This is a genomic window from Desulfovibrio fairfieldensis (assembly GCF_001553605.1).
GTDB lineage: Bacteria > Desulfobacterota > Desulfovibrionia > Desulfovibrionales > Desulfovibrionaceae > Desulfovibrio > Desulfovibrio fairfieldensis.
In genome coordinates, this window is the sequence record NZ_CP014229.1 from 923918 (window position 1) to 947579 (window position 23662).

A 23662-nucleotide genomic window follows, 5' to 3' on the forward strand; every position below is an offset into this window, starting at 1 on the left:
TGATTGAGGAGAATGTCATGACGACTGAACTTACGGGAAATTGGGGCGCGCAGTTCGCGGCCTGCCTGCGCCTGATGCTGGTATCCGCTGTGATCCTCTGCGTGCTGTATCCTCTGGTCATCCTGGCCGTGGGGCGGACGTTCACGCCCTGGACCGCCGCAGGCTCCCTGCTGCTCAATGAGCGGGGTCAGGTGGTGGGCAGCGCGCAGATCGCCCAGGCTTTCACCAGGCCGGAATATTTCTGGCCGCGCCCCTCGGCCGTGGACTATGCCGCCAATGCCACGGGCGGCAGCAATCTCTCTCCGGCGGGCGACGCCCTGCGGGAACGCGCGTTGGAAAGCCTGAAAAGCCTGGAGGCCACGCCGCAACGCAAGGTTCCGGCGGACCTGGTCACGGCCTCGGGCAGCGGCATGGATCCGCACATTACCCTGAAAGCCGCGCACTGGCAGGCGGAGCGCGTGGCCCGCGCGCGCGGCCTGGAACCTTCGGACGTGGTGGAATTGGCGGACAGCCTGGCCGAAACGCCCGGCGGCGTGCTGAACAGCGCGCCCCTGGTCAATGTGCTCAAGCTGAATATGGCTCTGGACCATCTAAGCGGCACGATTGACGCCGGGAGCATGTCCGCTCCGCTGGAGCAGGGACGGTAAGCAGCCTTGTCCGGGGTCGGGAGGTCGGATAGACTGAAATCCGGCCCGGAAGGTTTCCTTTCCGACCCGGCCGTTGATGCGGCATCTCAACGCTGATCTGCTCTGGACATGAAGACCGGAGGGACGGGCCGGCACCCGCCCCTCCGCGGTAGTGAAACTCGGAATATCCGGGGGCGCTATGCGGGAATTTTCGGACGTGCTGGCGCGCAAGCGCGAAGGTTCGCTCAAAATATATCTGGGCTATGCGGCGGGCGTGGGCAAGACCTGCGCCATGCTTCAGGAGGCCCACAATCTGTTGCGGCAGGGCTTTGACGTGGTGGCCGCCTATGTTGAGCCGCACGAGCGGCCCGACACCCTGGCCCTTCTGGAAGGCATCGAAACCCTGCCGCCCCTGCGCGTCAGTCAGGGCGGAGCGGCTTTTCCCGAAATGGATGTGGAAGCCCTGATCCGTCGCGCTCCCCAGATCGCCCTGGTGGACGAACTGGCGCACACCAACGCGCCCGGCTCTCAAAGGGAAAAACGCTACCAGGACGTTCTGGAAATCCTCTCCCACGGCATCAACGTCATCGGCACCCTCAACGTGCAGCATTTGGAATCCGTGGCCGAAAGGGTGCAGGAAGCCACGGGCGTGGCCGTGCGCGAGCGCCTGCCCGACGCTTTTCTGGCCCGCGCGGACCAGGTGGTTACGGTGGACGTTTCCAAGGAGGATTTGCGCGAGCGCCTGCGCCAGGGCAAGATATACAAGCCTGAACAGGCCGAACGGGCTTTGCGGAATTTTTTCAGTTACGAAAACCTTTCCTTTTTGCGCGAACTCTGCCTGCGCGAAGCCTCGGGCGACCAGATGCGCAAAATCGAGGCCCAGGCCCTGCTTTCGCCGGAGGCGGAAGGCCATGCCGCCGAGGCTGTGATGGTGGCCATCAGCTCCAACCCCACGGACGCGGAAACCCTGATCCGCAAGGCCATGCGCCTGGCGAGCCAGATGGGATCGCGCTGCTATGTTGTCTATGTGCAGCGGCAGCGGGAGAGCCCAGAGCGGATCAATGCCGCCGTGCAGCGGGGCCTGCAGAACAACCTGCAACTGGCCGTGCGTCTGGGGGCCGAGGTGGTGGAGCTGGAGGGCGAGGACGTGGCCGAAACTCTGGTCAATTTTGCCAGCGCCCGCAATGTGCGGCATGCCTTTTTCGGCAAGTCCCGCCTGACGCCGTTGCGCGAACGCCTGCGCGGATCCTTTATCCTCAATTTTTTGTATGACGCGGTGGGAGTGGACGTGCATATCGTCAATCTGACTCCCAGAGAGGTTTGATGCGGAAAAGTCGGATCTTCCTGTGTGAATTATGTCCCCAGGCGGAAATGTAAAGCATAAAAAGCATCTAACCAGTTGACGGCAATGGATATAACAGTTCTACCCACTTTGCACCGGCGCATCAGCCAGGCCACCCTCAAACTGGTATTGGCTTTTGGTCTGGTGGGCGTGCTGCTTTGCACGGGCTTTTTCTTTGCCGGGCGCGCGCCCGACTCGCTGGTGAGCCGGAATTACGATTCCGTGGCCCTGGCCAGGCAGATGTCCACGGCTCTGGCCGGTTGGCGTTTTCCGGAACTCTATGTCGGGAAGGACCGCGCTGCCTGGCAGACCGAGTTTGAACTGGCTCTGGCCGGAGCGCGGGCCAATGTGACCGAAACGGGTGAACAGGCGGCGGTGGACGCCGTGGCCCGGAGCTGGAGCGAACTGTTGCTTGCCGGGCCGGAAGACGCGGATATGGGCTACAATCACGTGCGCATGCAGCTCAACGCTCTGGTGGCCCTCAATGAGGATGGCATCCGGCAAAGGATCGCCGAGGGGCGCTGGTGGCGCGACATCGTGTTCACGGTGGGCGTTGCCCTGTTTCTGGCATGCACGCTCTGGGCCTTTTTTCAGACCGACGCCACTGCCGCGCGCATTGCCCATCCACTGCGCCGCGCGGCCGAAGTGCTTCAGGCCCGTCCTCCCCTGCGCAAACCTCTGCGCCTGCCCGCGCCGCAGACCTTGGAAGTGCGTATTCTGTTCGAGGAATTCACACGGCTTTGGGCGCGGCTCAGCCAGCTTGACGCCGTGAATCTGAGCCGCCTGATTGCGGAAAAAAACAAGTTGGCCGTGCTGCTGGACGCCGCTGAAGACGCTGTGCTGATGCTTGGCTCCGGCGGCGCGGTGGAGCATGCCAGCAGCCGCATGTTGGCGCTGCTCGGGCTCACGTCCAAGGATGTGCTGGGTAAAGTCTGGGCGGATCTTTCAAGCACGGCTCCCAACTATCTGGCCCTGCGCGCCGTTCTGCACAGTGGTCTGACCGGCAGCCGGGACATCGCCCTCGCCGATCCGGAGCAGCCGGGCGACGCGCGCGGCACGGGGAGCGAGCGCTGGTTCTCGGCCCGGAGGCGGGTGGTGGAGGAGTCGGGCCGGGGGGCGCGTGCCGTGGCCGGGCCGAAGCAGACCCTGGGGCAGGTTTTTCTGCTCACTGAAATCACGGAAAAGAAGCGGCGCGACGCCCTGCGCGCGGAAATGATGGATTGGATTTCCCACGAATTGAAAACGCCGGTGCAATCTTTGGGGCTGGCCGCTGATTTGCTGGCCCGACGGCCTGAAAGCGCGGCGGACCCTGATCTGTCCGCCCTGGTGGCGACCGTGCGGGAGGATGCCGCGCGTCTGCGCACTGTGGCGGCCCAGTTTCTGGATATCGCCCGCATGAGCCCGCACGCTCTGGAGCTGCGACCCGCGCCGCTGGATCTGCGGGACTGCCTGCCGCGCTGGCTGCAACCCTTTGAACCGGCGGCCCGCGAGGCGGGCGTGGCCTTGCGTTGCGACGTTGCGCCGGGTCTTCCGCCTGTGTTCCTGGATCAGGAGCGTTTTGCCTGGGTGCTTTCCAACCTTGTGTCCAATGCCTTGCGCGCCGTGCCTGAGGGCGGCGCGGTCACGGTAAGCGCGGAGCTGGAAGAGGAGGGCCTTCTGGCCTTGCGGGTGGCGGACAACGGGCCGGGCATCGACGCGGAGCTGGCCGGACGCCTTTTCGAACCCTTCTCGCATCGACGCGCTGCCGGGCGGCGATTGAGCATCGCCGGTCTCGGTCTGGCCATCAGCCGGGCCATTGTGGAAGGGCACGGCGGTACATTGCACTACACACCCGCTCCGGAAGGCGGTTCCATTTTTACGGTATGCCTGCCTCTGCCGGAGCAGGAGGCCGAAACCGGCGGAGGACGGGCATGACCGGAGATGACTCGGAACTGAGCGTCCTGGTGGTGGACGACGATGCGGCCATCCTGCGCACTCTGCTGCTGACCCTGAAAAGCCTGGGTTGTCGGGCCGTGGGCGAAAGCGGAGGCGAAGCGGCGCTGGCCGCTGTCGAGAAGCAGGCGCCCGACCTGCTGCTGACCGATATGCGCATGGAAGGCATGAGCGGGGTGGAGCTGACCGCCGCCGCGCTGGAGCGTCGCCCGGATTTGATCTGCGTGCTGATGACGGCCTTCGCCTCCTATGAAAATGCGGTGGAAGCCATCAAGGCCGGGGCATATGACTATCTGCCCAAACCCTTTTCCGCCGGAGAGCTGGAGCATCTGCTGCGTCGGGTCCGGGATCTGGTGCGCCTGCGGCGGGAAAACACCCGCCTGAGGCAGGCGCGGCACGGCTGGTTTGAGGGATTGACCTCTCCCGCCGCGCTGGACTTGCAGCGTTTGATGGACAAGCTGGCGCAAAGTGACGTTTCCGTGCTTTTTCAGGGCGAAACGGGCACCGGCAAAACTTCGCTGGCCCGCGAGTTGCACCGCTGTTCAGCCAGAAGCGACAAGCCCTTTGTGGAAGTGGTCTGTTCGGCTATCGCCGAACCCCTGTTCGAGTCCGAGGTCTTCGGGCATGTGCGCGGGGCCTTTACCGGCGCGGTGCGCGACCGGGCGGGCAAATTCGAGGCCGCCGAGGAGGGCACGCTCTTTCTGGACGAGGTGGGCGAGCTCTCGCCTTCCAGCCAGGCCAAGCTGCTGCGTTTTCTGGAAGACCGGGTCATTGAGCGGGTGGGGGACAACAAGCCCCTGCGCCTGGACGTGCGGGTGCTGGCGGCCACCAACCGGGATTTGCGAAGTCTGGTGGCTGAAGGGCGCTTCCGTGAGGATCTCTATTACCGCCTGAACATTTTTGAATGCCGCCTGCCGCCTCTGCGGGAACGCCGGGAGGACATTCTGCCTCTGGCGCAACGTTTTTTGCGGCAGGCCGCCGGAGAAAAGGCGGTTCCCGTGCTTTCCGGCGAAGCGCGCGACGCCCTGCTGGCCCACGCCTGGCCCGGCAATGCCCGCGAACTGCGCAATGTCATGGAGCGCGCACTGCTGCTGGCCGAAGGTTCTGCGGTGCGGCGTGACGACCTGCCCCCGGCCCTGCAGGGCGTAGGCGGCGCGGCGAGCGGGGGCGCAACGGCGGATGAGGGACGCATCCTGACGCTGGCCGAGGTGGAGGAGGCCCAGATCCGCAAGGTGCTGGGCCTGGGCGTGAGCATGGACAAGGCCGCGGCCCTGCTCGGCATCACCACGGTCACGCTCTGGCGCAAACGCAAGGAGTTGGGCCTGGATTGAGCCGGCCTGAACGGAGCGGGGCGGAAACACGTTTCTCACGCGCTTCCGCCCCGCTTCAAAGCCTTGTGGGGAGATACGGTTAAGCCTGTTTGGCGGCGGCCAGCTCGGCTTTAAGCTCCCTGGTCCGCAGGGCCACCTGCTTTTTCAGCTCATTCTGCCAGAGCCAGTTCAAGGCCAGGCAGAGCAGAATGGATTCCACCACAAAGAAGAATATCCACTGAAGATGGCGTTCCTGTCCGGCGGGCCGTTCCTGCTGGAGCCACTTTTGGGCCAGCATCTTCTGTTCAGCGGGGGTGATCCGGGCCAGGGCCGTGGAAATCACGCTGAACAGTTCCGGCCAGTCCTTGCGTACGGCAATGGCGTGGCCATAGGAGGAATCCACCTTGCCGGCGGGCTGAATCTGCATGATGCCGCCGGTCTGGATTTTTTCCAGCAGGTTGAATTCATAGTCGATGACGGCATCGGCTTCGCCGCTGGCGACCCGTTGCAGGGCCTCCAGGGTGTTGGTTACCGGCACGGCGATGATTTCAGGATGGAATTCCTTCAGGAAGTCATGCCAGGAATAGTTGTTGACCACCGCCACTTTTTTGCCCTTGAGATCCTCAAGGCCGATCTTGTCCAGGCCGCTGCCGCGACGGGTCATGATGATGCCCGGCATGTTGATGTAAGGCGTGGTGAACAGCATGTATTCGCTGCGGCGTCCCGTTTTGGCCGCGGCCATGAAGACGTCGATGAGCTTCTGGCGGGCCTGCTCTTCCGTGCTGGCCCAGTCCGTCAGCCTGCGCACCCGGAAGTCAAGGCCGGTCAGCTTGCTCAGCAGACGCAGGTAATCCCCGCCAAGGCCGGTGTAGCGGCCCCGCTCGTCGAACATTTCCAGCGGGTAGAAGTTGGGGTCCACACCCACGACAATGGCGGGATGTTCGGTGACCCAAGCCAGCTCCACCGGGGGAATCTGGTCCAGTATGGATTTTTTCTGCTCCATCAAGGCGTCCACCACGTCGGTCTTGTCGGCATAGGCGTCGGGAAAGAAAGCCTTTACCCCCAGAACGACCTGAATGGCGATGATGCACAGACCCAGGCAAAGTGTGAGCAGCAGACGCATATGGCTCTCCGCTTTTCTTTAGAGCATTTAACACTCTAGAACATTTCAACTTTGAAATGCTCTAACGCCGAACACGGTGAGGCGCGCCGCGAAGCGGCGTAGATTCGGGCAAAGCGACCGAAGGCAGCCCGAAGGGCTGTCCCCGTTGGCGACAACGGAAGCGTACGGGGATCGACAGCAGCGATAACCGCGTTTTTTGCCGGAATGACCCCTTTGAAACGCCACACGTTTCAAAGGTAATCTGTTCTTGTTCGGGCGCGTGCCCCCGGCAGGGACAACCCCGCCGGAGTACGTTTCGCGCGAAAACACGGTTATGCCCTGAGGCGTTTGGCTACTGCTTGGTCACGGCTTGCGGCGTGACCATGTCGATATACTTGGACGTCACATAGGAACTGCCCTGAATTTCTTTGAGATTCTTCTCCGTGATAAGGCCCACGGAAGCGAAGAATTCGGCCAGTTCGCTCTGCCACTGCTGTACCTGGCTGGGGCCGGCCGACGTGCTGAACAGCTTTTTCTGGGCTTCAAGGTTGAAGAATTCATAGGTGTCGAAGTTGAGGTTGATCAGGTCCGTGCTGTAATCCTGACCGGCCCAGTCCAGATAGAATTTCTGGAACTGCTTGACGACCTCCTCGCGCGGGGCGGTCTGCAACCAGTTGACGCCGCGCAGATAAAGGGCAAGGAAGTTCGCGGTCACGTCGGGATACTGCGTGGCGTAGGCGGTATTCGCCACCAGCACGATGGGCAGATGCTTGCCCAGGTCCTTGGGAGTGCCCACGGTTTTCCAGCCGCGCTTGTCGCCCACGAAGGTGAAGGGCGCCCAGAGCACCACGGCGTCGCCGATGTTGTAGTCAAAGGCGGTCATGGCCGGAGCCTGTTCCAGATTCTTGAGGACGATGTCCGATTCCTTGAGGCCCAGGGCGTTCAGCCAGAGGTGCAGGGCATAGTCGGCGGACGTCACGCGGGTGCAGAGGATGGTCTTGCCGCGCACGCTTTCAGGGCTGCCGTAGATATTGGGATATTCCTTGTTGTAGCCTTTGGTTTTCAAGATGGGGCTGTCCGCGCGCACCATGACCGCATTGGCCATGGCTTCGTCGTTGCCCAGGCCGATGACGCTCATATTGTAGCGCAACGCGCCCAGCATGGCGGGCACGGCACCGAGGCCGCCGAAAATCCAGCTTTTGGCCGGGAAGGCGCGCAGGGCATCGGCGCCGGAATCAAAAGCGTAGATCTGCAGGTCGATGCCCGCGGCCTTGTCCCAGCCCTGCTGCTTGGCGTACCAGATGGGGAAGGCTTCCTGACCGGGCAACCAGGCCGTGGGAACCTTGACCAGGTCGGCGGCTGCGGCGGGCAGGGCCGCGCCCAGACAGAAGAGGGACATCAGGACCAAGCTGAGACATTTTTTCAACCGCATAGACGTCTCCGTGTGGTAAAATGTTTTGCGGAAGTCGGTTATTGAACGGAGGCGGAAGGTTCCGACTCTTCTTCGTCAGCTTCCTTGAACAGCACCGGATAATCGCTTTTGCCGAACAGCAGGTAGCGCAGCCGGGAATGGGGAATATGCAGTAACTCCTCACGTCTGTTCAGATAGAACAGGCCGCCCAGACCCACCCAGATAAAGAGCATGATCCACGACGGCACGCTGATGGCCGCCGGAGAACTGGGGAAGACCAACAGGATAAAGCAGATAATGGAAGTGGCCGCGCCGATCAGGCAGACGGGCTTGCCCCAGCGGGCTTCGGGGATGTCAGGATTCTGGGCCAGATATTTGAAGGCGGTCAGGCTGGTGAACAAGTAGGCCAGCGCCGTGCCGATGGCGGACATGTCCACGATCCAGATCAGGGCGGCGCGTCCGAACCACGGCACGATGAGGCAGAGCGCCAAGGTGAAGATCACGCTCTTCCAGGGCGTATTGTAGCGGGGATGCACAGAGGCAAAGAAGTTGGGCAGGAATTTGCTGCGTCCCATGCTGAACAGCAGACGGGTGGTGGCCATGAAAAAGCCGTTCATGCCCGTCAGAATGCCCGCCAGCACCGGCACAGTCAAGGCCACGCCGCCCCAGCGCCCGAAGACCTGATCCGCTACCCAGCCGGTGGCCCAGGCGTGATTCTGGGCCAAAAGCTCCTTGTAAGGGATGAGCCCGGCCACGCACAGGGTTACAAGGGCGTAGATAATGGCGCCGCAAATGATCGAAAGCAGCATCAGATCCCGTGCCTTGTGCGGGGAAAAGGTGAATTCCTCGGCGGTCTGGGGGATGGTGTCGAAGCCCACGTAGAGCCAGGGGGTCAGGGCCAGCACCATCAGCACGCAGGCCAGGGGAGAGCGGTCTTCGGCGAAGAACGGCTCAAGATTGCTCCAGATGGAGGTCTCGGCCTGGATGGTGCCGAAGGTCAACACCAGCACACCAATGGTCAGGGCAAAGGCCAGAAAGACCTGGATGGCGCTGGCTGCGCTCATACCCCTGAAATTCATCCAGCCGAACAGCAACAGCACCGCGGAAACAAAGGCCAGCTCTCCCGCGTTGATGTCCCAGCCCGCGATAGTATAGAGGTAACCCACGTCGAAAACGCCGGGCAGGAGATAGCGTGTCAGGAGGATCATGGCCATGGCGTTGGCCGCGATGACGCAGATATAGCTGAGCACCAGGGCCCAGCCGCAGATGAAGGCGCCCTTGGTGCCGAAGCCCGCGTAGGCGTACGCGAACGCGCCGCCGGCCACGGGGTAGGGTTTGATCAGAAAACTGTAGCTCAGAGCCACAATGCACTGGAACAACGCGCCAACAAAGAAAGCGATGATTGTTCCGATGGGACCGGCATCGGGCAGAAAGCGTATCCCCGGCAACACAAAACAGCCCCAGCCCACAATGGCACCCAAAGCCAGGGCCAGCACTTCGACGGGGCGAAGCGTTTTTTCAAGTTCTTCACGCCGCTCGCCCGCATGACAGTGCTTTTCTGAATCACCCATGCGCTTCCTCCTGCTCATTGTCTGGTTTTTAGGGCCAGTGTTTTTTCCGGCGCGGACGGGGCCGTAAAGCCCGGCCAAGCGCCGGAATACGCTGCGGACGCCGCGACACGCTTTCAGCGTGGGCGTCGGCAACGCCGTTTTGCCATCTGGAACTACGCTCCATCCTGTAGGTTTATAACTATCTATTCTTCTATCTGGACGATCCGCCTTTGAAAACGGCAAATCGCTCTGCGCGGACTTTCGAAAACAGCGCTGTAACTTGTCCCCAGACGAATCCGCTTCGGCCGTTGCAATGAAGCAAAGGCAGCCGCAGGGCTTGCAAGCCGTATGGGCAAAGACGGCATGGCTTCACGGCGGCTGAAGGCCGCACGACCTCGTCGCCGTTGAACAGTGATTTTCAGCGCGGCATACTTTCAAGTGCTGCGACGCCGTATTCTCTTTGAAGGCAGCGCCGGGATTCTGGGGAAAACGGATACGTGCCAAGCGCGGCCATTGATAATCTATATAAGCAATCCTTGTGCCAAATTGGACATGGCCCGGATGCCGTGCAATGGCGGCGGGTTATTCCGCCGGGCCTGTGAGGCGAGCGGATTTCCCGCGTCAAGAGTTGAGTTGATTTTGACTTATTTCCTTTCAAAGCCGTATTTTGCTGCGAGTCTATATTGACTTGTGATGCATAATCGACTTGTCCGTGCGGGCTGTTGTTGGCCGGATGCCCGCAAACGCGCCCAGCAAGCTGCCACGGATACTTTTTTTCTTTCTATGTACCCTCATAGCTGCTTTCCGGGCAAACAGCAATGCCGACGCCGATTCGTCCTGGACATGTCCGTATGCATGTATGTCCCGACAGGGAGATTGCCTTCCGGTCATTTCTTGGGGGGATGATCGTCGCCCGGCTTGCGCCACAAGGCACTCGCCTTTTTGCAGGAACAGCATCAATGGAAATGTTCAGAACCGGCTGTGGCCATATGGCGCCGGTCGGAACAGCTCTGCGGGGATGTGGGACGCGGCCGCGCAAGAGCAGCCCAAGTGTTAAATGCTTGCATCGGATGCGGCGCGAATGAAAAAAAGAACATAATGGGCCGGAATTCCGACAGCCGCGCTACGGACTTTTTGCGGCAGGCATGCAAGTCGCGCGGGGAGGCGTTCCCCAAGAATACGGGCCGCGCATGCCGGTGAGCCGTCCACAGGGCGCGGCTCAACCCATGCGCAGAATCATGGCCCCGCCCATGACCAGCAGGATGGCCAGCACGCGGACGGCGGAAAGCTTTTCGCCCAGAAACAGCACAGCCATGATCATGCCGAAAATGACTGACGTTTCGCGCAAGGCGGCCACCAGGGCGATGGGGGCCACGGTCATGGCCCAGATGGCGATGCCGTAGGAGCCCAGTCCGGCCAGACCGCCGCTGATGCCCACCACGGCCCGCTTGCGCAGGTAGCGCAGGTATTCCGTGCCGTAGCGGGACAGCACGTAGAGGTGCAGGGGAAAGATGTTCAGGAAGAATATCCAGCAGGTGTAGCTCACGCCGTTGCCGCTGGCGCGCGCGCCGTAGCCGTCGGCAAGGGTGTAGCCCATGATGACGAAAGACGTGCGCAGGGAGTAAAGAATGCCTTTGAGGCTGGCTTTATGGCTGAATTTCTGTTCCAGGGCCAACGCCAGAATGCCCGAGCAGAGCAGCAACACGCCGCCCCAGCCGGTGAGGCTCAGCGGAACCCCCATAAAGCAGAGCACCAGGGCCGTGAGCATGGGCGCGCTGCCGCGCATGATGGTGTAGCCCAGGGAAAGGTCCGTCACCTTGTAGGCTTCGGCAATGCAGATGTAATACGTCAGGTGGCAGCAGCAGGAAAGCGCCAGGAGGCCCCAGGCGCTTTTGTCCGGCACGGGCAGGAAAGGCAGAATGCAGAGCGCGCCCAGACCGCCGCCCAGGGCGTTCATGGCGGATTCAAAAAGCTTGTTGTCCCCGCCTTTGACGATGATGTTCCAGGATGCGTGCAGTAGGGCCGCGCCGAGCACAAGAAGGATGATCTGGCCGGACATGGGAGGCGCTCCAGTAGGGGGATGGAACAAAAAACAGCGGCGGGCCGGACAAGACCCGCCGCCGGCAGCGTGTTGCCGTCTAGGGCCTGTTAACGCTATGCCTTTTTGCCCTCCTGCCGCGTCAGATTTCACCTGCCTTTTCGGAAGAGTACACTCCCTCAAAGCAGGTTTATCTTCCTTGCAGGCGAACAAAAATTCTATAGTGTTAACAGACCCTAGTACCATGTACCACTTAAAACTTCGTTTTAAGTGGTAAGATCGCTTCGCTGAAAACGCGGTTTTCAGCTCGCTCACGGCGGCTTCGCCGCCGCGCCGGGCTTGCGCCCGGCGGTTAGTACCGTGCAACTTTAAGCGTTACACGGTACTAGATTTTTTCCAGCTTGTATTTGCGGCTGCCCATGCCGAGTTCCTCGCCGTAACTCAGCTGGACGTCGCCACGGGTGTTGGGCCAGCGGGCCGTGAACTTGTCGGGCGCGTCGCCGTCCAGTTTCGGGTCCAGGCTGGGGGCCTTGTTCACGAGGTCGAAACAGGCCTGATCCAGCGCCACGGGGTCAGTGGAGGCCAGAATGCCCAGATCCGGCACCAGGGGGGCGTCGCTCCAGGCCACGCAGTCGCAGTCCGGGGTGACGTTGAGCACGAAGTTGATGTAGCAGATCCGCTTCTGGCGGCCTTTGACCACGCCGTAAGCGTATTCGGTCAGGCGTTCCATGAACGGGGTCATTTCCGTGGCCCAGTCAAGGCTGATGGCCTTGACCGGGCAAACCGTGATGCACTCGAAACAGCCGATGCAGCGGTTCACGTCCACCTGGCTTTTTTTCTTGCGCAGGCTCAGGGCCTTTTGCGGACAGGCTTTGACGCACTTGCCGCAGCCCACACAGGTTTTTTCGTCCACCTGCACGTGGGTGGCGTGCTGGTCCTTTTTGCCGGGTACCGAAGCGCCGCCCATAGCCAGATTTTTGATGGCGCCGCCGAAACCGGCCATCTCATGGCCCTTGAAGTGCGAAAGCACCACCATGGAGGGCGCGCGACGGATTTCAGTGGCGATGTGAACGTCCTTGAAATGCTTGGCCTTGATACGCACGGGCACGTCGTTCTCGCCGTACAGGCCGTCGGCTATGATGACCGGGGCGCGCACCACCGAAGGGGCGAAACCGTGCAGATAGGCGGTCTGAAGATGATCCACGGCATTGTGGCGGCTGCCGGAATACAGGGTGGTGGTGTCCGTCAGAAAGGGCTTGCCCCCGGCGTCCATGACCTTGTCCACCACCTGGCGCACCAGGGAGGGATTGAGATGGGTGTCGTTGCCGTATTCGCCGAAATGGAGTTTGATGGCCGTGAGGTCATTTTTTTTGATGATTTTTTTCAGGCCCACGGCGTCGCAGAGGCGGGCCACCTTGGCGATTTTGCTGTCCTCAAGTGAACGGCTGTGCATATCCGCATAATAGACGGTGGCTGGCATACTATCCTCCCTCCATTGTTTTGTTTGTTATTCTGGCATGATCGCCTGTTCCAGGCAAGCGAAGCGGAGAGGCGCGACGTGCCCCGGCGCGGGATCACCAGCCCCGGCAGCGGGGCCAGACAGCCGTGATTTCCTGCCCCCGGCAAACGTGGTAGGCGTCAAAAGCGGCGGCCGTGGCACAGGCGTGCACGGGCAGAACGCGCAGCAGGGTGCCCACAGGCAGGGGCGGGCACAGGCCCTCGCACGCGGCGATGATGCCGTGTTCCTGATTGGTTTCCGCCACGCGCAGTCCGGGCAGCGGCTTGCCGTCGGCATCGCAGACCAGACCGTAACCCTCCCGGGCGAAGCGCCCCGGCAGGCCCGTATCGCGCGACAGAGCCATCCAGCCCGCGTCCACCACCAGATTGCCGCTGTCTTTCCGGCGGCCGATGACCGTGCAGAGCACGGACAGGGCGATGTCTTCCGGGCGGCAGACGCCCAGACCGGCCATGACCAGATCCTGAAACATATAGACCCCGGCCCGCACTTCGCTGACGCCCGTGAAATTCTCGCCGTAAAAAGCCGTGGGCGTGGAGCCCACGCTGACCACCGGGCAGGCGTGCCCTGCCTCGCGCAGGCGTTGCGCCGCGCGCACGGCCGCGCCGCGCTCCTGCTCGGCCAGGGCCGCGAAAACCTCAGGACCGGGATTGGGCAGATCGTAGGCTGAACCGGCGTGTGTCAGCACGCCCATCAGGTTCTGCCCGGCCCCGGCCAGCAGGGCCGCGGTCTCCGTCAGCTCCGGGTCGTCCGGGCGCAGGCCGGAACGGTGGCCGTCGCAGTCGATTTCCAGCAGCAGATCAAAAATGTGTTTGCGCTCCCGGGCAAAGGCGGCCAGTTGGCGGGCGCTCTCCGCGCTGTCCAGCAGCAGGGAGAGGCGTATGCCCCGCTGACGCAGAGCCAGAGCGCGCGCCAGCTTGCCCGGCGTGACGCCCACGGCGTAGCAGATGTCCGTGACGCCGTGTTCCGCGAAATATTCGGCCTCCGCCAGGGTGGAGACGGTGATGGGTCCCTGCGGGGAGACCATGCAGAGCCGCGCCACGTCCATGCTTTTGCAGGTTTTGCAGTGCGGGCGCAACGCCACGCCCGGAGCGCGCAGACGCTCGTCCAGGCGGGCGATGTTGCGGCGCAGACGGGCTTCATCCAGGAGCAGGGAAGGGGTGGGCAGATGATGTCGTCGCACAGGCGCTCCTTCGGGAAATCCGTTTTGAGAGACTGCGGATGCTCTGAGTGCGCTTTGCTCGTCAGGCGTCGGGCAGCGTGAATGATCGGGGTTTTTACCTGGCGGGAGTTTTGAAACAGCCCCGGCGTAAACGGCTATCGCAAAAGTCCGCGCCTGTAAACCGGGACGGGGAACCGTAGAAAAGAAGGGAAGTTCCGCGTCGTGCGGGCTTGACACGCTTTCACTGACGGCATAGGCTTAACAAGTTAAGAATTATAGTAAAAACAATCCATTATCATCACTTCAACCTCTTGACAGGAGATCTGCATGGCCGTCTACGTGGTTGATCATCCTCTCGTGCGCCATAAGCTGGGCATCCTGCGCATGGAGTCCACCTCCACCCGCGAATTCCGCACCGTAGCCAATGAAGTGGCCCGCCTGCTGATCTATGAAGCCACCAAGAATTTCCGTACGGAAAAGCACGTGGTGCGGGGCTGGGCCGGGCCGGTGGAAGTGGAGGCCATTTCGGGCAAAAAAGTGACCGTGGTGCCCATTCTGCGGGCGGGGCTCGGGCTCATGGACGGCGTGCTGGACATGATCCCCGGCGCGAAGATCAGCGTGGTGGGCCTGTACCGCAATGAAAGCACGCTGGAGCCGGTGGAATACTACGTCAAGCTGGCCAAGGACCTGGAGCAGCGCCTGGCCATCATCCTGGACCCCATGCTGGCGACGGGCGGCTCGCTGATCGCCGCCATCGACCTGCTGAAAAAGCACGGCTGCCGCCGGATATGCAGTCTCAATCTGGTCTGCGCGCCCGAGGGCATTGCCAGGGTCGAGGCCGCGCACCCGGATGTGGATATCTACACCGCCGCCATCGATGACCATCTCAATGAAAACGGTTACATTATTCCGGGCTTGGGCGACGCCGGGGACCGCATTTTCGGCACCAAGTAGAGCGGAGCGGCTTTCCCAGGCCGGGCCGTTGCGGCGAACCATAACCGGGAGCGGGCGCATGCATGCGGACAGCGGGCAACACGGCGGCATGGACACGACCTATAATCTGCGCCTGCGGGATTGCCTGCTGGGCGCGCAAATGCTTTTTGTGGCCTTCGGCTCTCTGGTGCTGGTGCCGCTGCTCACCGGCCTGAACAGCAATGTGGCCCTGTTCACCGCCGGTGTGGGCACCCTGATCTTTCAGATCTGCACGCGCGGCAAGGTACCCATTTTTCTGGCCTCGTCCTTTGCCTTCATCGCGCCCATCATTTACGGCGCGCAGACCTGGGGCATGGCCCTGACGCTGGGCGGGCTGTTCTGCTCCGGTCTGGTCTACGTCCTTCTGAGCCTGCTGATCCGCTGGCGGGGCATGGGCATCATTCTGCGCCTGCTGCCGCCCGTCGTCACCGGTCCGGTGATTGTGGTCATCGGCCTTGTGCTCGCGCCCGTGGCCGTGAACATGGCCCTGGGCAAGAGCGGCGACGGCGCGCAGCAGCTCGTGCCGGAAAATACGGCCATGATCATCTCCATGGCCTCCCTGGCGGCCACGGTGCTGGTTTCTCTACTGGGTCGGGGCTTTTTGCGCCTGGTGCCCATTCTCTGCGGCATTACCGTGGGTTTCGGCACGGCCCTCTGGCTGGGCGTGGGCGGCTGGGACAAAGTGCTGGCCGCGCCCTGGCTGGCCCTGCCCGCCTTCACCTTTCCGGAATTTTCCCTGGAACCCATCCTTTTCATTATTCCCATCACCCTGGCCCCGGCCATTGAGCATTTCGGCGACATCATCGCCATCAGCTCGGTCACGGGCCGGGATTATCTCAAGGACCCGGGCATCAAAAATACCATGCTCGGCGACGGCCTGGCGACCATGGCCGCCTGCGCCGTGGGCGGACCGCCCAATACCACCTATTCCGAAGTCACCGGCGCGGTGACCCTGACCCGCGCCTTCAATCCCGCCGTGATGACCTGGGCCGCGCTCTGCGCCATTCTGCTCTCCTGCGTTTCCAAGCTGGGGGCCTTTTTGGCCTCCATTCCCACGCCGGTCATGGGCGGAATCATGATTCTGCTTTTCGGCGCCATCATGGTGGTGGGCCTGAACACCCTGGTGCGGGCCCGCGAGGATCTCATGGAAGCGCGCAATATGGTTATTGTGGCGCTGATCATCATTTTCGGCGTGGGCGGCATGCAGTTCAGCATCGGCAGCTTCAAGCTGGGCGGCATCGGCCTGGCCGCCGTGACCGGCGTGCTGCTCAACCTGTTTCTGCCCCGGCGTCGGGAATGACGAGCGGCAGGCGGCGTCGGCCTGAAATCAGGGCTATGTCTTTTCCGTCAAGCGTGCTAGACTTCTTCCAACGCTGATTCGCAGCGTGCATATATACGGAGGTACGCACCATGACGGAAAAAAAAGATGATGGATACACCACCTGCCCGGTTTGCCACGGCAGCGGCAAGAATAACGACGGTTCCGCCTGCTATGAATGCGGCGGCAGCGGCCAGCGGCAGAATGCCTGCCAGGTTCCCGAAGGGCCGGAGCACACCGGCGTGTGCGATTAGTGGGATGTCACGCTTCATCTGTCGGTTCAGCGTGAAGATCGCACAGCAAAAACCGCGTTTTTTTGCTGTGCGTACGCCGCCTGTGGCGGCGCGCACCCCCTTGCGGGTTTGCGACATGTGTCGCTTGACGCGACACGAGAGCATTTTCATGCTGATTTGACGGAATACGAATGCCAGAAAAAAAGCGGCGGGGAAACCCGCCGCTTTTTGTGTCGCAGGCTTCCCCCACTGATGTGGAGGAAGCCTGTCTGTTCCGGCCGACGCTTCGTCAGCGCAGCAGATCGGGCAGGAAGGTGATGATGGACGGGAAGTAGGTCAGCAGCACCAGGTCCACCAGCAGCATGATCAGATAGGGCATGACCTTGGCCGTGACCTTGTCGATGGACAGGCCGGTGATGGAGGCCACCACAAAGAGGTCCAGGCCCACGGGCGGGGTGATGCAGCCGATGGCCAGGTTCACCACCATGAGCACCCCGAAGAACATGGGGTCGATGCCCATGCCCGTGGCCACGGGCAACAGAATGGGCGTGAGAATGACCACCGCGGCCGAGGCGTTGATCAGCGTGCCGATAAAGAGCAGCAGCACGTTGACCAGCATGAGGAAAACAATGGGGCTGTCGGTGAGGGTGGCGAAGCTCTGGGCCAGCATGTGCGGCACTTGGGCGTTGGTCAGAATCCAGCCGAACAGGTTGGCCGCGCCCACCACGAACATGATCATCGTAGTGTTGTAGGCCGCGCTGAGCAGGGTTTTGGGCAGATGGGCCAGGGTCAGCTCCCTGTAGATGAAAAAGCCCACCAGGGCTCCGTACACGGCGGCCACGGCGGCGGCCTCCGTGGGCGTGAAAATGCCCGTGTAAATGCCGCCGAGAATGATCACCGGCATCATCAGCGCCCAGAAGCATTCCCTGAAGGAGCGCAGAATGCGCATGACCGAGAAATGCCCCTCGCCCTGATAGCCGTTTCTTTTGGAAATGACCCAGCTCACCACGCACATGCTCACGCCCATGAGAATGCCGGGCGCGAAACCCGCGATGAACAGGTCGGCAATGGAAGTGTTGGCAATGGAACCGTAGACCACCATGGTGATGGACGGCGGAATGACGATGCCCACGGTGCCGCCGCTGGCCACCACGGCCGCCGCGAAGGAACGGGGATAACCGCGCCGCTCCATTTCATCGATCATGGACGCGCCGATGGCCGCTGTGGTGGCGGCCGAGGAGCCCGAGAGAGCCGCGAAGAACATGCCCGCCACGGCCACCACCAGGGCGAGGCCGCCGGCCAGCGCGCCCACCAGGGCCATGGAAAAGTCAACGATGCGGCGGGTCACGCCGCCGTCGGACATGAAGGCCCCGGCCAGCATAAAGAAGGGCACGGCCATGAAGGAAAAGGAATCCACCGAGGTGAACATGCGCTGCACCACCACGATGAGCGGCATATCCAGCACGGCGTAGAGCACAATGGCCGAAGAAAGGCCCAAAGCCACGCCGATGGAAGCGCCGGTGGCCAGAATCAGCACAAAGGACGTCAGAATAACCCACAATGTCATGGCGGCCTCCTACTTCAGTTCCGCGGCGGGCGTTTTGAGGACGCGCACGAGGTTGCCGAGAACATACAACAGCATGACGCCGCAGCCGAACGGAATGACCACATACACCCAGGACATGGGGATCATCATGGCCGGCGAGGTCTGGAAATCGGCCAGCATGACCATGCGCACGCCGTTCCAGACCATGATGGACAAAAAGGCGATGGAGAAAATGTCGGCAAGGATATTCAGCGTCTTGAGCGTAGCGCCCTTGACGCGGCTGGTCAGGGTTTCGATGCACATATGCCCGCCGTAACGGGCCACCAGGGGCAACGAAAGAAAAACCACCCAGACGAAGAGATAACGCGCAAGCTCTTCCCCGAAATGCGGGGTCCAGCCGAACACATAACGCGTGATGACCTGCCCGAACACCAGCAGCAACATGGCCGCATTGGCGACAATCACCAGGGCCTTGAGCATCTTTTCTAAAAATCTGGACAATGCGATCATGGAAACCCTCCGGCTGCCGATACGCCGCGTCCTTCACCCGTCCGGCGACAGCCGACGCCGGTGAAGAGACGGCGGGCGTCCGCTTTCGCAACCTCCGGAGCAAAGTAACTTTTCAAAGTTACTTTGCTTCGGGGAAGCCCGCCGCAAAAACGAGGAATGTCCGCTTACTTCACGGCCAGAACGGCCTTGATGTTGTCGTCGCCGAAGCGCTTGGTGTAGATGTCCCACACGCCGCGCGTGGCCTTGGCAAAGGCTTCCTTGTCCACATCCTCGTTGACCCGGCACTTGCCGCTGTCCTGGATGGTCTTCAGGAATTTGCCTTCCAGGTCGCGGCAGAGCTGGCGCTGCCAGTCGCGGGTGTCCTCGGCGGCCTTGCGCACGATCCGCTGCTGTTCGGGGCTGAGTTTTTTCCAGGCGATGGTGCTGATCAGCACGGGCTCGGAGGCATAGGTATGCCCGGTAAGGGAGAGATATTTCTGCACCTCGTAGAAGTGCTTGGTGGCGATGTGGGCCAGGGGATTTTCCTGCCCGTCGATGACGCCCTTCTGCAAGGCGGTGTACAGCTCGCTCATGGCCATGGGGGTGGGGCTCGCGCCCAGGGCCTTCATCATTTCAATGTACACGGGCTGTTCCATGACGCGGAATTTGAGGCCCTTCATGTCTTCGGGGGTCTTGATGGGGCGGACGTTGTTGGTCATGTGGCGCACGCCGTTTTCCCAGATGGCCAGGGTGATCATGCCCCGGGCCTCGCCCTTTTTGCACAGATCCATGCCCACGGTGTCCAGGGCCTTGTAGGCGTGCTGCACGTCGCGGAAAATGAAGGGCAGGTCAAAGACCGCCACTTCGGGCACGAAATTGCCCAGCACGGCGGTGCCGGTGAGGGTCATGTCCACCGTGCCGAAGGTCAGGCCTTCAACAAGGTCGCGCTGATTGCCCAGCTGGCTGGAGGGGTAGACCTTGATTTCCACTTCGCCGTTGGTGCGCTCTTTCACCAGTTTGGCGAAATGGTCCGCGCCCTGGCCGTAGGGATTTTCAGGCTCGGCAATGTGCCCCAGTTTCAGGGTGACGGGCGCGGCCAGAGCCAGGGATGCGCCGAACAGCAGAATGGCGGCGGCGGACATGATGGTGCGGAACATACACAACTCCCTTGTAAGAATACGAATTATGAATCCGAAGCCGGGCTTGCGCACGCATTTCGAGAGTCACCGCGGCCCCCGCGACGGTTCCTCCGCGTGTGAAGAAAGCCACGCTCCATGCCATTTATATACTTATCTATGTAGCCTTGCTCCCGGTATCTGGCAAGAAAATTCCCTGTATATTGTTTGCATGCTCAATGAATATCCCCGCTACATGCTGATGGATTTCTTTTACTGTGTGGAATAATAGTCTTTTTGCCCGCCACGGCGCCAGGGCCTGTTTGCGCCGCTTCCGACGGCCGGTGCGGGGGAAAAGCCGCCTCTGTCGGGGCAAAAGAAAATTGTGTAGGCTGGCGTTGACGCCATGGGGATCGTTGCCCCACATATCCCATGTCGCCGGAGGTATGCTTATGACTGTGCATGCGGAACAATGGCAAAAACTGCTCGCCCCGCACCGGATAACCGGTACGGGAACCCGCTGTTATGAGCTGTCGGACGACAGGAACCCCTTTCTACAGGATTACGACAGAATCGTATTTTCCAGTTCGTTCCGCAGGCTTGCGAAAAAGACGCAGGTGCATCCCCTGAGCCGGAACGATCATATTCACAACCGATTGACTCATTCCCTGGAAGTCAGTTGCGTGGGGCGCTCGCTGGGCATTCTGGCGGGGCAGGCGGTAGCCGGGCGGGGAGACATGCCCCAAGGTTTCACGCCGGTCCATTTCGGGCAGATCGTGCAGGCCGCCTGCCTGGCCCATGATATCGGCAACCCGCCGTTCGGGCATGCCGGGGAATCCGCCATCCAGGACTGGTTCAAGGACGAGCAGAACGGCGGCAACTATCTGAAGGAACTCAGGGAATACGAAAAAACCGACTTCAAGACCTTTGACGGCAACGCCCAGGGCTTCCGGCTGATCAACCGGATTGAAAACAATAAGGATCGCGGCGGGTTCCGCCTGACCTTTCCGGTCATTGCCGCTCTGGTCAAATATCCGAACTCTTCCTATGAGGCTGTGGGGAGCGATTCAAAAAAATTCAACTATTATGCGGCGGAAAAAAATATCTTCTGTCAGGTGTTTGAAACGCTGGGCCTCAGTTGCGGCGGGTTCCGCCGCCATCCGCTTTCCTATCTGCTGGAGGCCGCCGACGATGTCTGCTACCGCATTATTGACATGGAAGACGCGCGGGAGCTGCGGATCATCTCGTATGAGGACATCCTCGACGTGCTGGAGCCGTTGAAAGCGGCCCTGAACATTGACGAGGAAAAACAGAAGGTTATGGATTCCGACAGGCGGCGGGCGGGCTTTCTCCGCGCGCAGCTGATTTCGCATATCGTGCGCTCGCTGGGCCGGACCTTTGAGGACAAGTACGCGGAGATCATGGAGGGCCGCCTGGAAGGGAGCCTGCTCAAGCACGCGGAAAGCGACGTCGCCGACTATCTGGAGCGGGCGAAAAGGATTTTTACTGAAAAGATCCTGAACAATAACCAGAAGATTTCCCTGGAGGTGGGCGCGTACAATCTGTACCGGCGGCTTCTGGACGTCTTTATTCCGGCCTGCTTCAAGGTCAAGATGAACCGCAGTCTCACCTATCAGGAGGAACGGGCGCTGCATCTCATGGGCGTGAACGCTCCGACGCACGACGACGATCTCTATCAATCATATCTGCGCGTCCTTGATTTCATTTCCGGCATGACGGACGATTATGCCACGTTCATTTCCAGGCAGTTTTCCGGCACGGCCGGTTGACGCGCAAGCGCGGCGGGAAAGAGAGCGGGCCTTTTCCCGTTCCGAGCGGGCTTGACCTTTGATTCTTAGTGTGCTTTTTTCCCAAAAGGTGCTCAAAACACCTTCCAGTGACGGTTTCCCACCCCGAAAGTTTGTGGGTTTTCTTGTGCCCTTTTGGGGCCTGCTTCCTGCATTGATGTTCCGGGTGTGGGCGAAATACAAGACCGGCTTGCCGGGAAATAGCCCGCCGCTCACTGGCGGTTTTGAGCACCCGGAGCTTTTCGTTCTGAGGGCTCAAATCAAAAAACCAGTGAGGTGCCTTATGTCCCAATCTCTCTCGACTCCCGTTCCTTCCCCACGCCCAAGTCTTCCGGATTTCAGCGCGCTGGCCGCAAAGCTGCAAGAAACCGCCCAGGCCCTGCTGGCCTTTTGCCCGGCAGGCCGGGACGGCGGCAATGCGGCGGACACGTCTTCCCCCACGCCGGGAGCGGCGTCCGGCGAGACCCGTACCTACCTTCTTCCGGACTTCGCCGTGAAAGAGGAAAAGTGCCTGTTGGAGGAGTGCGGCGCCGGAGACTGGCAGGAAGCCCTGCATATGGTGCGCGGCAAACTTGAAGTTCTTTCCTGCCTCATGCGCCACTTTGATGAGGAGGAAGAGGTGGACGGCTTTTTTCTCAACCAGATTGTTGAAAACCTGATGTCCCAGCCCTTGGACATGCTGAACCGGCTTTGTTCGCTGGTGGCGGATTTCCAGGAGCCGGAACCGGAAGACAAGTAGAGCACTCAGCCGGCGGCGGTAAGGACCAAGAGCGCCGGGATGTTTTGAATCCCGGCGCTCTTCGCATGCGTTTAGCTGTCCGACTTGTTCGTATCGCTTTTTTTGTGGCTGATATCTATTTCATCCGGTTCGTTGACGGCCTGTTTGAAGTTTTTGATGGCCTTGCCGAGCCCGGCACTGATTTCAGGCAGCTTTTTCGTGCCGAACAACAGCATTACAACCAGCAGAACCATGAGCAGATGCGGTATACTGAATAAATCCAACATAGCGGGACTTCCTTTTTGGGATGCAATCAATGCGGGGCCGGAACCGGTCCGGCTTTTTACCTATCCTGCCTTACCATACCCGCCTTCATTGTAAAAGCAAGCTGTCTGGCAGAAGACCCCGTGGCCGGGAAGAACGGCGTGCCGCCCTTGTTCAAGGATTTTGCGCGCGAAAGGTTCGGGAGAGGCGGCCGGGAAATCTCCCGGCGCAATGCGAGCCGTGTCGTGCCCGAAGCTGAGAAAAACCGCTCCATGAAAAATGGCCGCGCGCTGTTGTCAGCGATCACGGCCATGGACAGTTCTGAAATTGCTTCCGGAAAATGAATGCAGCGTGTTGTGGAATCAAAGGCCGCCCTCCTTTGGGGAGAGCGGCCTTTGACGGGAACGTTCTACTTGTTTTCCTGGGCCGGTTCGGCGTCTTGCTGAGCCGTGCGGGCGCTGTCCAGAACGGCCTGCAATTTGGCCTGGTCTTCATGCGAAAGCGAAGATTGCAGGATAGTGCCGCCGGTGCCGCGCAGTTCGTCGAGCACCTTGTCCGTCAGGGTGGAATCGACCAGCACAAACAGGGCGGACGTGCCGGGGGTCAGCTTTTCCGCAAGCTGTTTCATGAAGTTGTCATTGATGCCCACGTCGCTCAAGGCCCCGGCAACCGCGCCGGCCCCGGCGCCGACCACAAGGCCGAGCAGGGGATTCATAAAGATCAGGCCGATGAGCGTTCCCCAGAAGCCGCCGCCGACCGCGCCGCTCGCCGTCAAATTGTACATCTGGTGCAATTTGATTTTGCCGTTCGGCTTCTTTTCAGCAATGACGGCATCCTCAAGCGAAACAAGGTAGGATTTCTGCATCTTAATGAAGTCGAGACGAACTTCCTCGGCCTTGAATTCCGTGTCGTAAACCACGACGATTAGATTACGCATATCAAACTCCTATATGAAATTGGGCTATATATTCGGGTGTAACGTCAACCTGGTCCGAATCTACGCATTGATGCACGGTTTGCGCTCTTCCGGGCAAACATTTCGCCCGTGGGCGGGCGCGGGATCACCCGTGCTGATTTCTTATAAACGGATTCGTCTCTCCCGGCAATGTCTGCGCGAGGGCAGCACCGTGCCCGGCCGGAATTATTTTCGCGCCTGCCAGCGGCAGGGCGGTTTACAGAGCCCTGCTCCGGCGGTGCGGGCGCCTGTAAG

General features: G+C 61.0%; 21 protein-coding genes. 10 read left to right on the forward strand and 11 right to left on the reverse strand.

Annotated features, from left to right (window positions below; genetic code table 11):
• The first annotated feature begins 17 nt into the window (after window positions 1–17).
• The 4 genes from kdpC to AXF13_RS04055 all read left to right on the forward strand — a co-directional run bounded on the left by kdpC (window position 18) and on the right by AXF13_RS04055 (window position 5231).
• A complete protein-coding gene (kdpC, locus tag AXF13_RS04040; protein ID WP_062251737.1) occupies window positions 18–647 on the forward strand; it encodes a K(+)-transporting ATPase subunit C in 630 nt (209 codons plus the stop codon).
• A gap of 178 nt (window positions 648–825) precedes the next feature.
• Window positions 826–1950, forward strand: a complete 1125-nt coding sequence (locus tag AXF13_RS04045) for a universal stress protein (protein ID WP_062251738.1) — start codon at window positions 826–828, stop codon at window positions 1948–1950.
• 84 nt (window positions 1951–2034) lie between these two features.
• On the forward strand, window positions 2035–3882 hold the full coding sequence (locus tag AXF13_RS04050; protein WP_062251739.1) for a sensor histidine kinase: 1848 nt from the start codon (window positions 2035–2037) through the stop codon (window positions 3880–3882).
• The gene (locus tag AXF13_RS04055; protein ID WP_062251740.1) at window positions 3879–5231 is read left to right on the forward strand and encodes a sigma-54-dependent transcriptional regulator; all 1353 of its coding nucleotides are present in this window, start codon (window positions 3879–3881) and stop codon (window positions 5229–5231) included. Before AXF13_RS04050 ends, AXF13_RS04055 begins: the two co-directional genes overlap by 4 nt.
• A 79-nt stretch (window positions 5232–5310) precedes the next feature.
• Here AXF13_RS04055 and AXF13_RS04060 read toward each other — a convergent pair whose 3' ends face one another.
• The 6 genes from AXF13_RS04060 to AXF13_RS04085 form a co-directional block, all read right to left on the reverse strand.
• Window positions 5311–6333, reverse strand: coding sequence for a transporter substrate-binding domain-containing protein (locus tag AXF13_RS04060; RefSeq protein WP_062251741.1), 1023 nt, complete (start codon window positions 6331–6333; stop codon window positions 5311–5313).
• 331 nt (window positions 6334–6664) lie between these two features.
• The gene (locus AXF13_RS04065; RefSeq protein WP_062251742.1) at window positions 6665–7744 is read right to left on the reverse strand and encodes an ABC transporter substrate-binding protein; all 1080 of its coding nucleotides are present in this window, start codon (window positions 7742–7744) and stop codon (window positions 6665–6667) included.
• Window positions 7745–7782: 38 nt separating this feature from the next.
• A complete protein-coding gene (locus tag AXF13_RS04070; RefSeq protein ID WP_062251743.1) occupies window positions 7783–9294 on the reverse strand; it encodes an APC family permease in 1512 nt (503 codons plus the stop codon).
• Between the two features lie 1198 nt (window positions 9295–10492).
• Entirely contained in the window at window positions 10493–11332 is an 840-nt protein-coding gene (locus AXF13_RS04075; protein ID WP_008684636.1) for a DMT family transporter, read from the reverse strand.
• Window positions 11333–11696: 364 nt separating this feature from the next.
• Entirely contained in the window at window positions 11697–12791 is a 1095-nt protein-coding gene (locus AXF13_RS04080; protein ID WP_062251744.1) for a DUF362 domain-containing protein, read from the reverse strand.
• Between the two features lie 94 nt (window positions 12792–12885).
• Window positions 12886–14010 (reverse strand): alanine racemase, encoded by a 1125-nt coding sequence (locus tag AXF13_RS04085; protein ID WP_062251745.1) that lies wholly within the window; start codon window positions 14008–14010, stop codon window positions 12886–12888.
• 306 nt (window positions 14011–14316) lie between these two features.
• Here AXF13_RS04085 and upp point away from each other — a divergent pair, with 306 nt between their 5' ends.
• The 3 genes from upp (at window position 14317) to AXF13_RS04100 (ending at window position 16533) form a co-directional block, all read left to right on the forward strand.
• Entirely contained in the window at window positions 14317–14943 is a 627-nt protein-coding gene (gene upp, locus AXF13_RS04090; RefSeq protein ID WP_062251746.1) for a uracil phosphoribosyltransferase, read from the forward strand.
• 58 nt (window positions 14944–15001) lie between these two features.
• Window positions 15002–16261: a uracil-xanthine permease family protein gene (locus tag AXF13_RS04095; RefSeq protein ID WP_062251747.1), complete on the forward strand. Its 1260-nt coding sequence runs from the start codon at window positions 15002–15004 to the stop codon at window positions 16259–16261.
• Between the two features lie 110 nt (window positions 16262–16371).
• Entirely contained in the window at window positions 16372–16533 is a 162-nt protein-coding gene (locus AXF13_RS04100) for a hypothetical protein (protein ID WP_062251748.1), read from the forward strand.
• Between the two features lie 268 nt (window positions 16534–16801).
• Here the strand turns inward: AXF13_RS04100 and AXF13_RS04105 are convergent, their stop codons facing one another.
• The 3 genes from AXF13_RS04105 to AXF13_RS04115 form a co-directional block, all read right to left on the reverse strand.
• Window positions 16802–18079 carry a TRAP transporter large permease gene (locus tag AXF13_RS04105; protein ID WP_008684621.1) on the reverse strand — a complete coding sequence of 426 codons (1278 nt, stop codon included), beginning with the start codon at window positions 18077–18079 and terminating at the stop codon, window positions 16802–16804.
• Window positions 18080–18088: 9 nt separating this feature from the next.
• On the reverse strand, window positions 18089–18568 hold the full coding sequence (locus tag AXF13_RS04110; protein WP_062251749.1) for a TRAP transporter small permease: 480 nt from the start codon (window positions 18566–18568) through the stop codon (window positions 18089–18091).
• A gap of 164 nt (window positions 18569–18732) precedes the next feature.
• Window positions 18733–19704: a TRAP transporter substrate-binding protein gene (locus AXF13_RS04115; RefSeq protein WP_062251750.1), complete on the reverse strand. Its 972-nt coding sequence runs from the start codon at window positions 19702–19704 to the stop codon at window positions 18733–18735.
• Window positions 19705–20114: 410 nt separating this feature from the next.
• Between AXF13_RS04115 and AXF13_RS04120 the strand changes: the two genes are divergently transcribed.
• Complete coding sequence (locus AXF13_RS04120) at window positions 20115–21452, forward strand: deoxyguanosinetriphosphate triphosphohydrolase (protein WP_062251751.1); 1338 nt, start codon at window positions 20115–20117, stop codon at window positions 21450–21452.
• A gap of 301 nt (window positions 21453–21753) precedes the next feature.
• The gene (locus AXF13_RS04125) at window positions 21754–22209 is read left to right on the forward strand and encodes a hypothetical protein (protein ID WP_062251752.1); all 456 of its coding nucleotides are present in this window, start codon (window positions 21754–21756) and stop codon (window positions 22207–22209) included.
• Window positions 22210–22280: 71 nt separating this feature from the next.
• Here the strand turns inward: AXF13_RS04125 and tatA are convergent, their stop codons facing one another.
• Window positions 22281–22475 (reverse strand): twin-arginine translocase TatA/TatE family subunit, encoded by a 195-nt coding sequence (gene tatA / locus AXF13_RS04130; RefSeq protein ID WP_062251753.1) that lies wholly within the window; start codon window positions 22473–22475, stop codon window positions 22281–22283.
• A gap of 120 nt (window positions 22476–22595) precedes the next feature.
• Between tatA and AXF13_RS04135 the strand changes: the two genes are divergently transcribed.
• On the forward strand, window positions 22596–22796 hold the full coding sequence (locus AXF13_RS04135; protein ID WP_062251754.1) for a hypothetical protein: 201 nt from the start codon (window positions 22596–22598) through the stop codon (window positions 22794–22796).
• A 65-nt stretch (window positions 22797–22861) separates the two neighbouring features.
• Here the strand turns inward: AXF13_RS04135 and AXF13_RS04140 are convergent, their stop codons facing one another.
• Complete coding sequence (locus AXF13_RS04140) at window positions 22862–23389, reverse strand: DUF1269 domain-containing protein (protein WP_009301789.1); 528 nt, start codon at window positions 23387–23389, stop codon at window positions 22862–22864.
• Window positions 23390–23662: the final 273 nt, after the last annotated feature.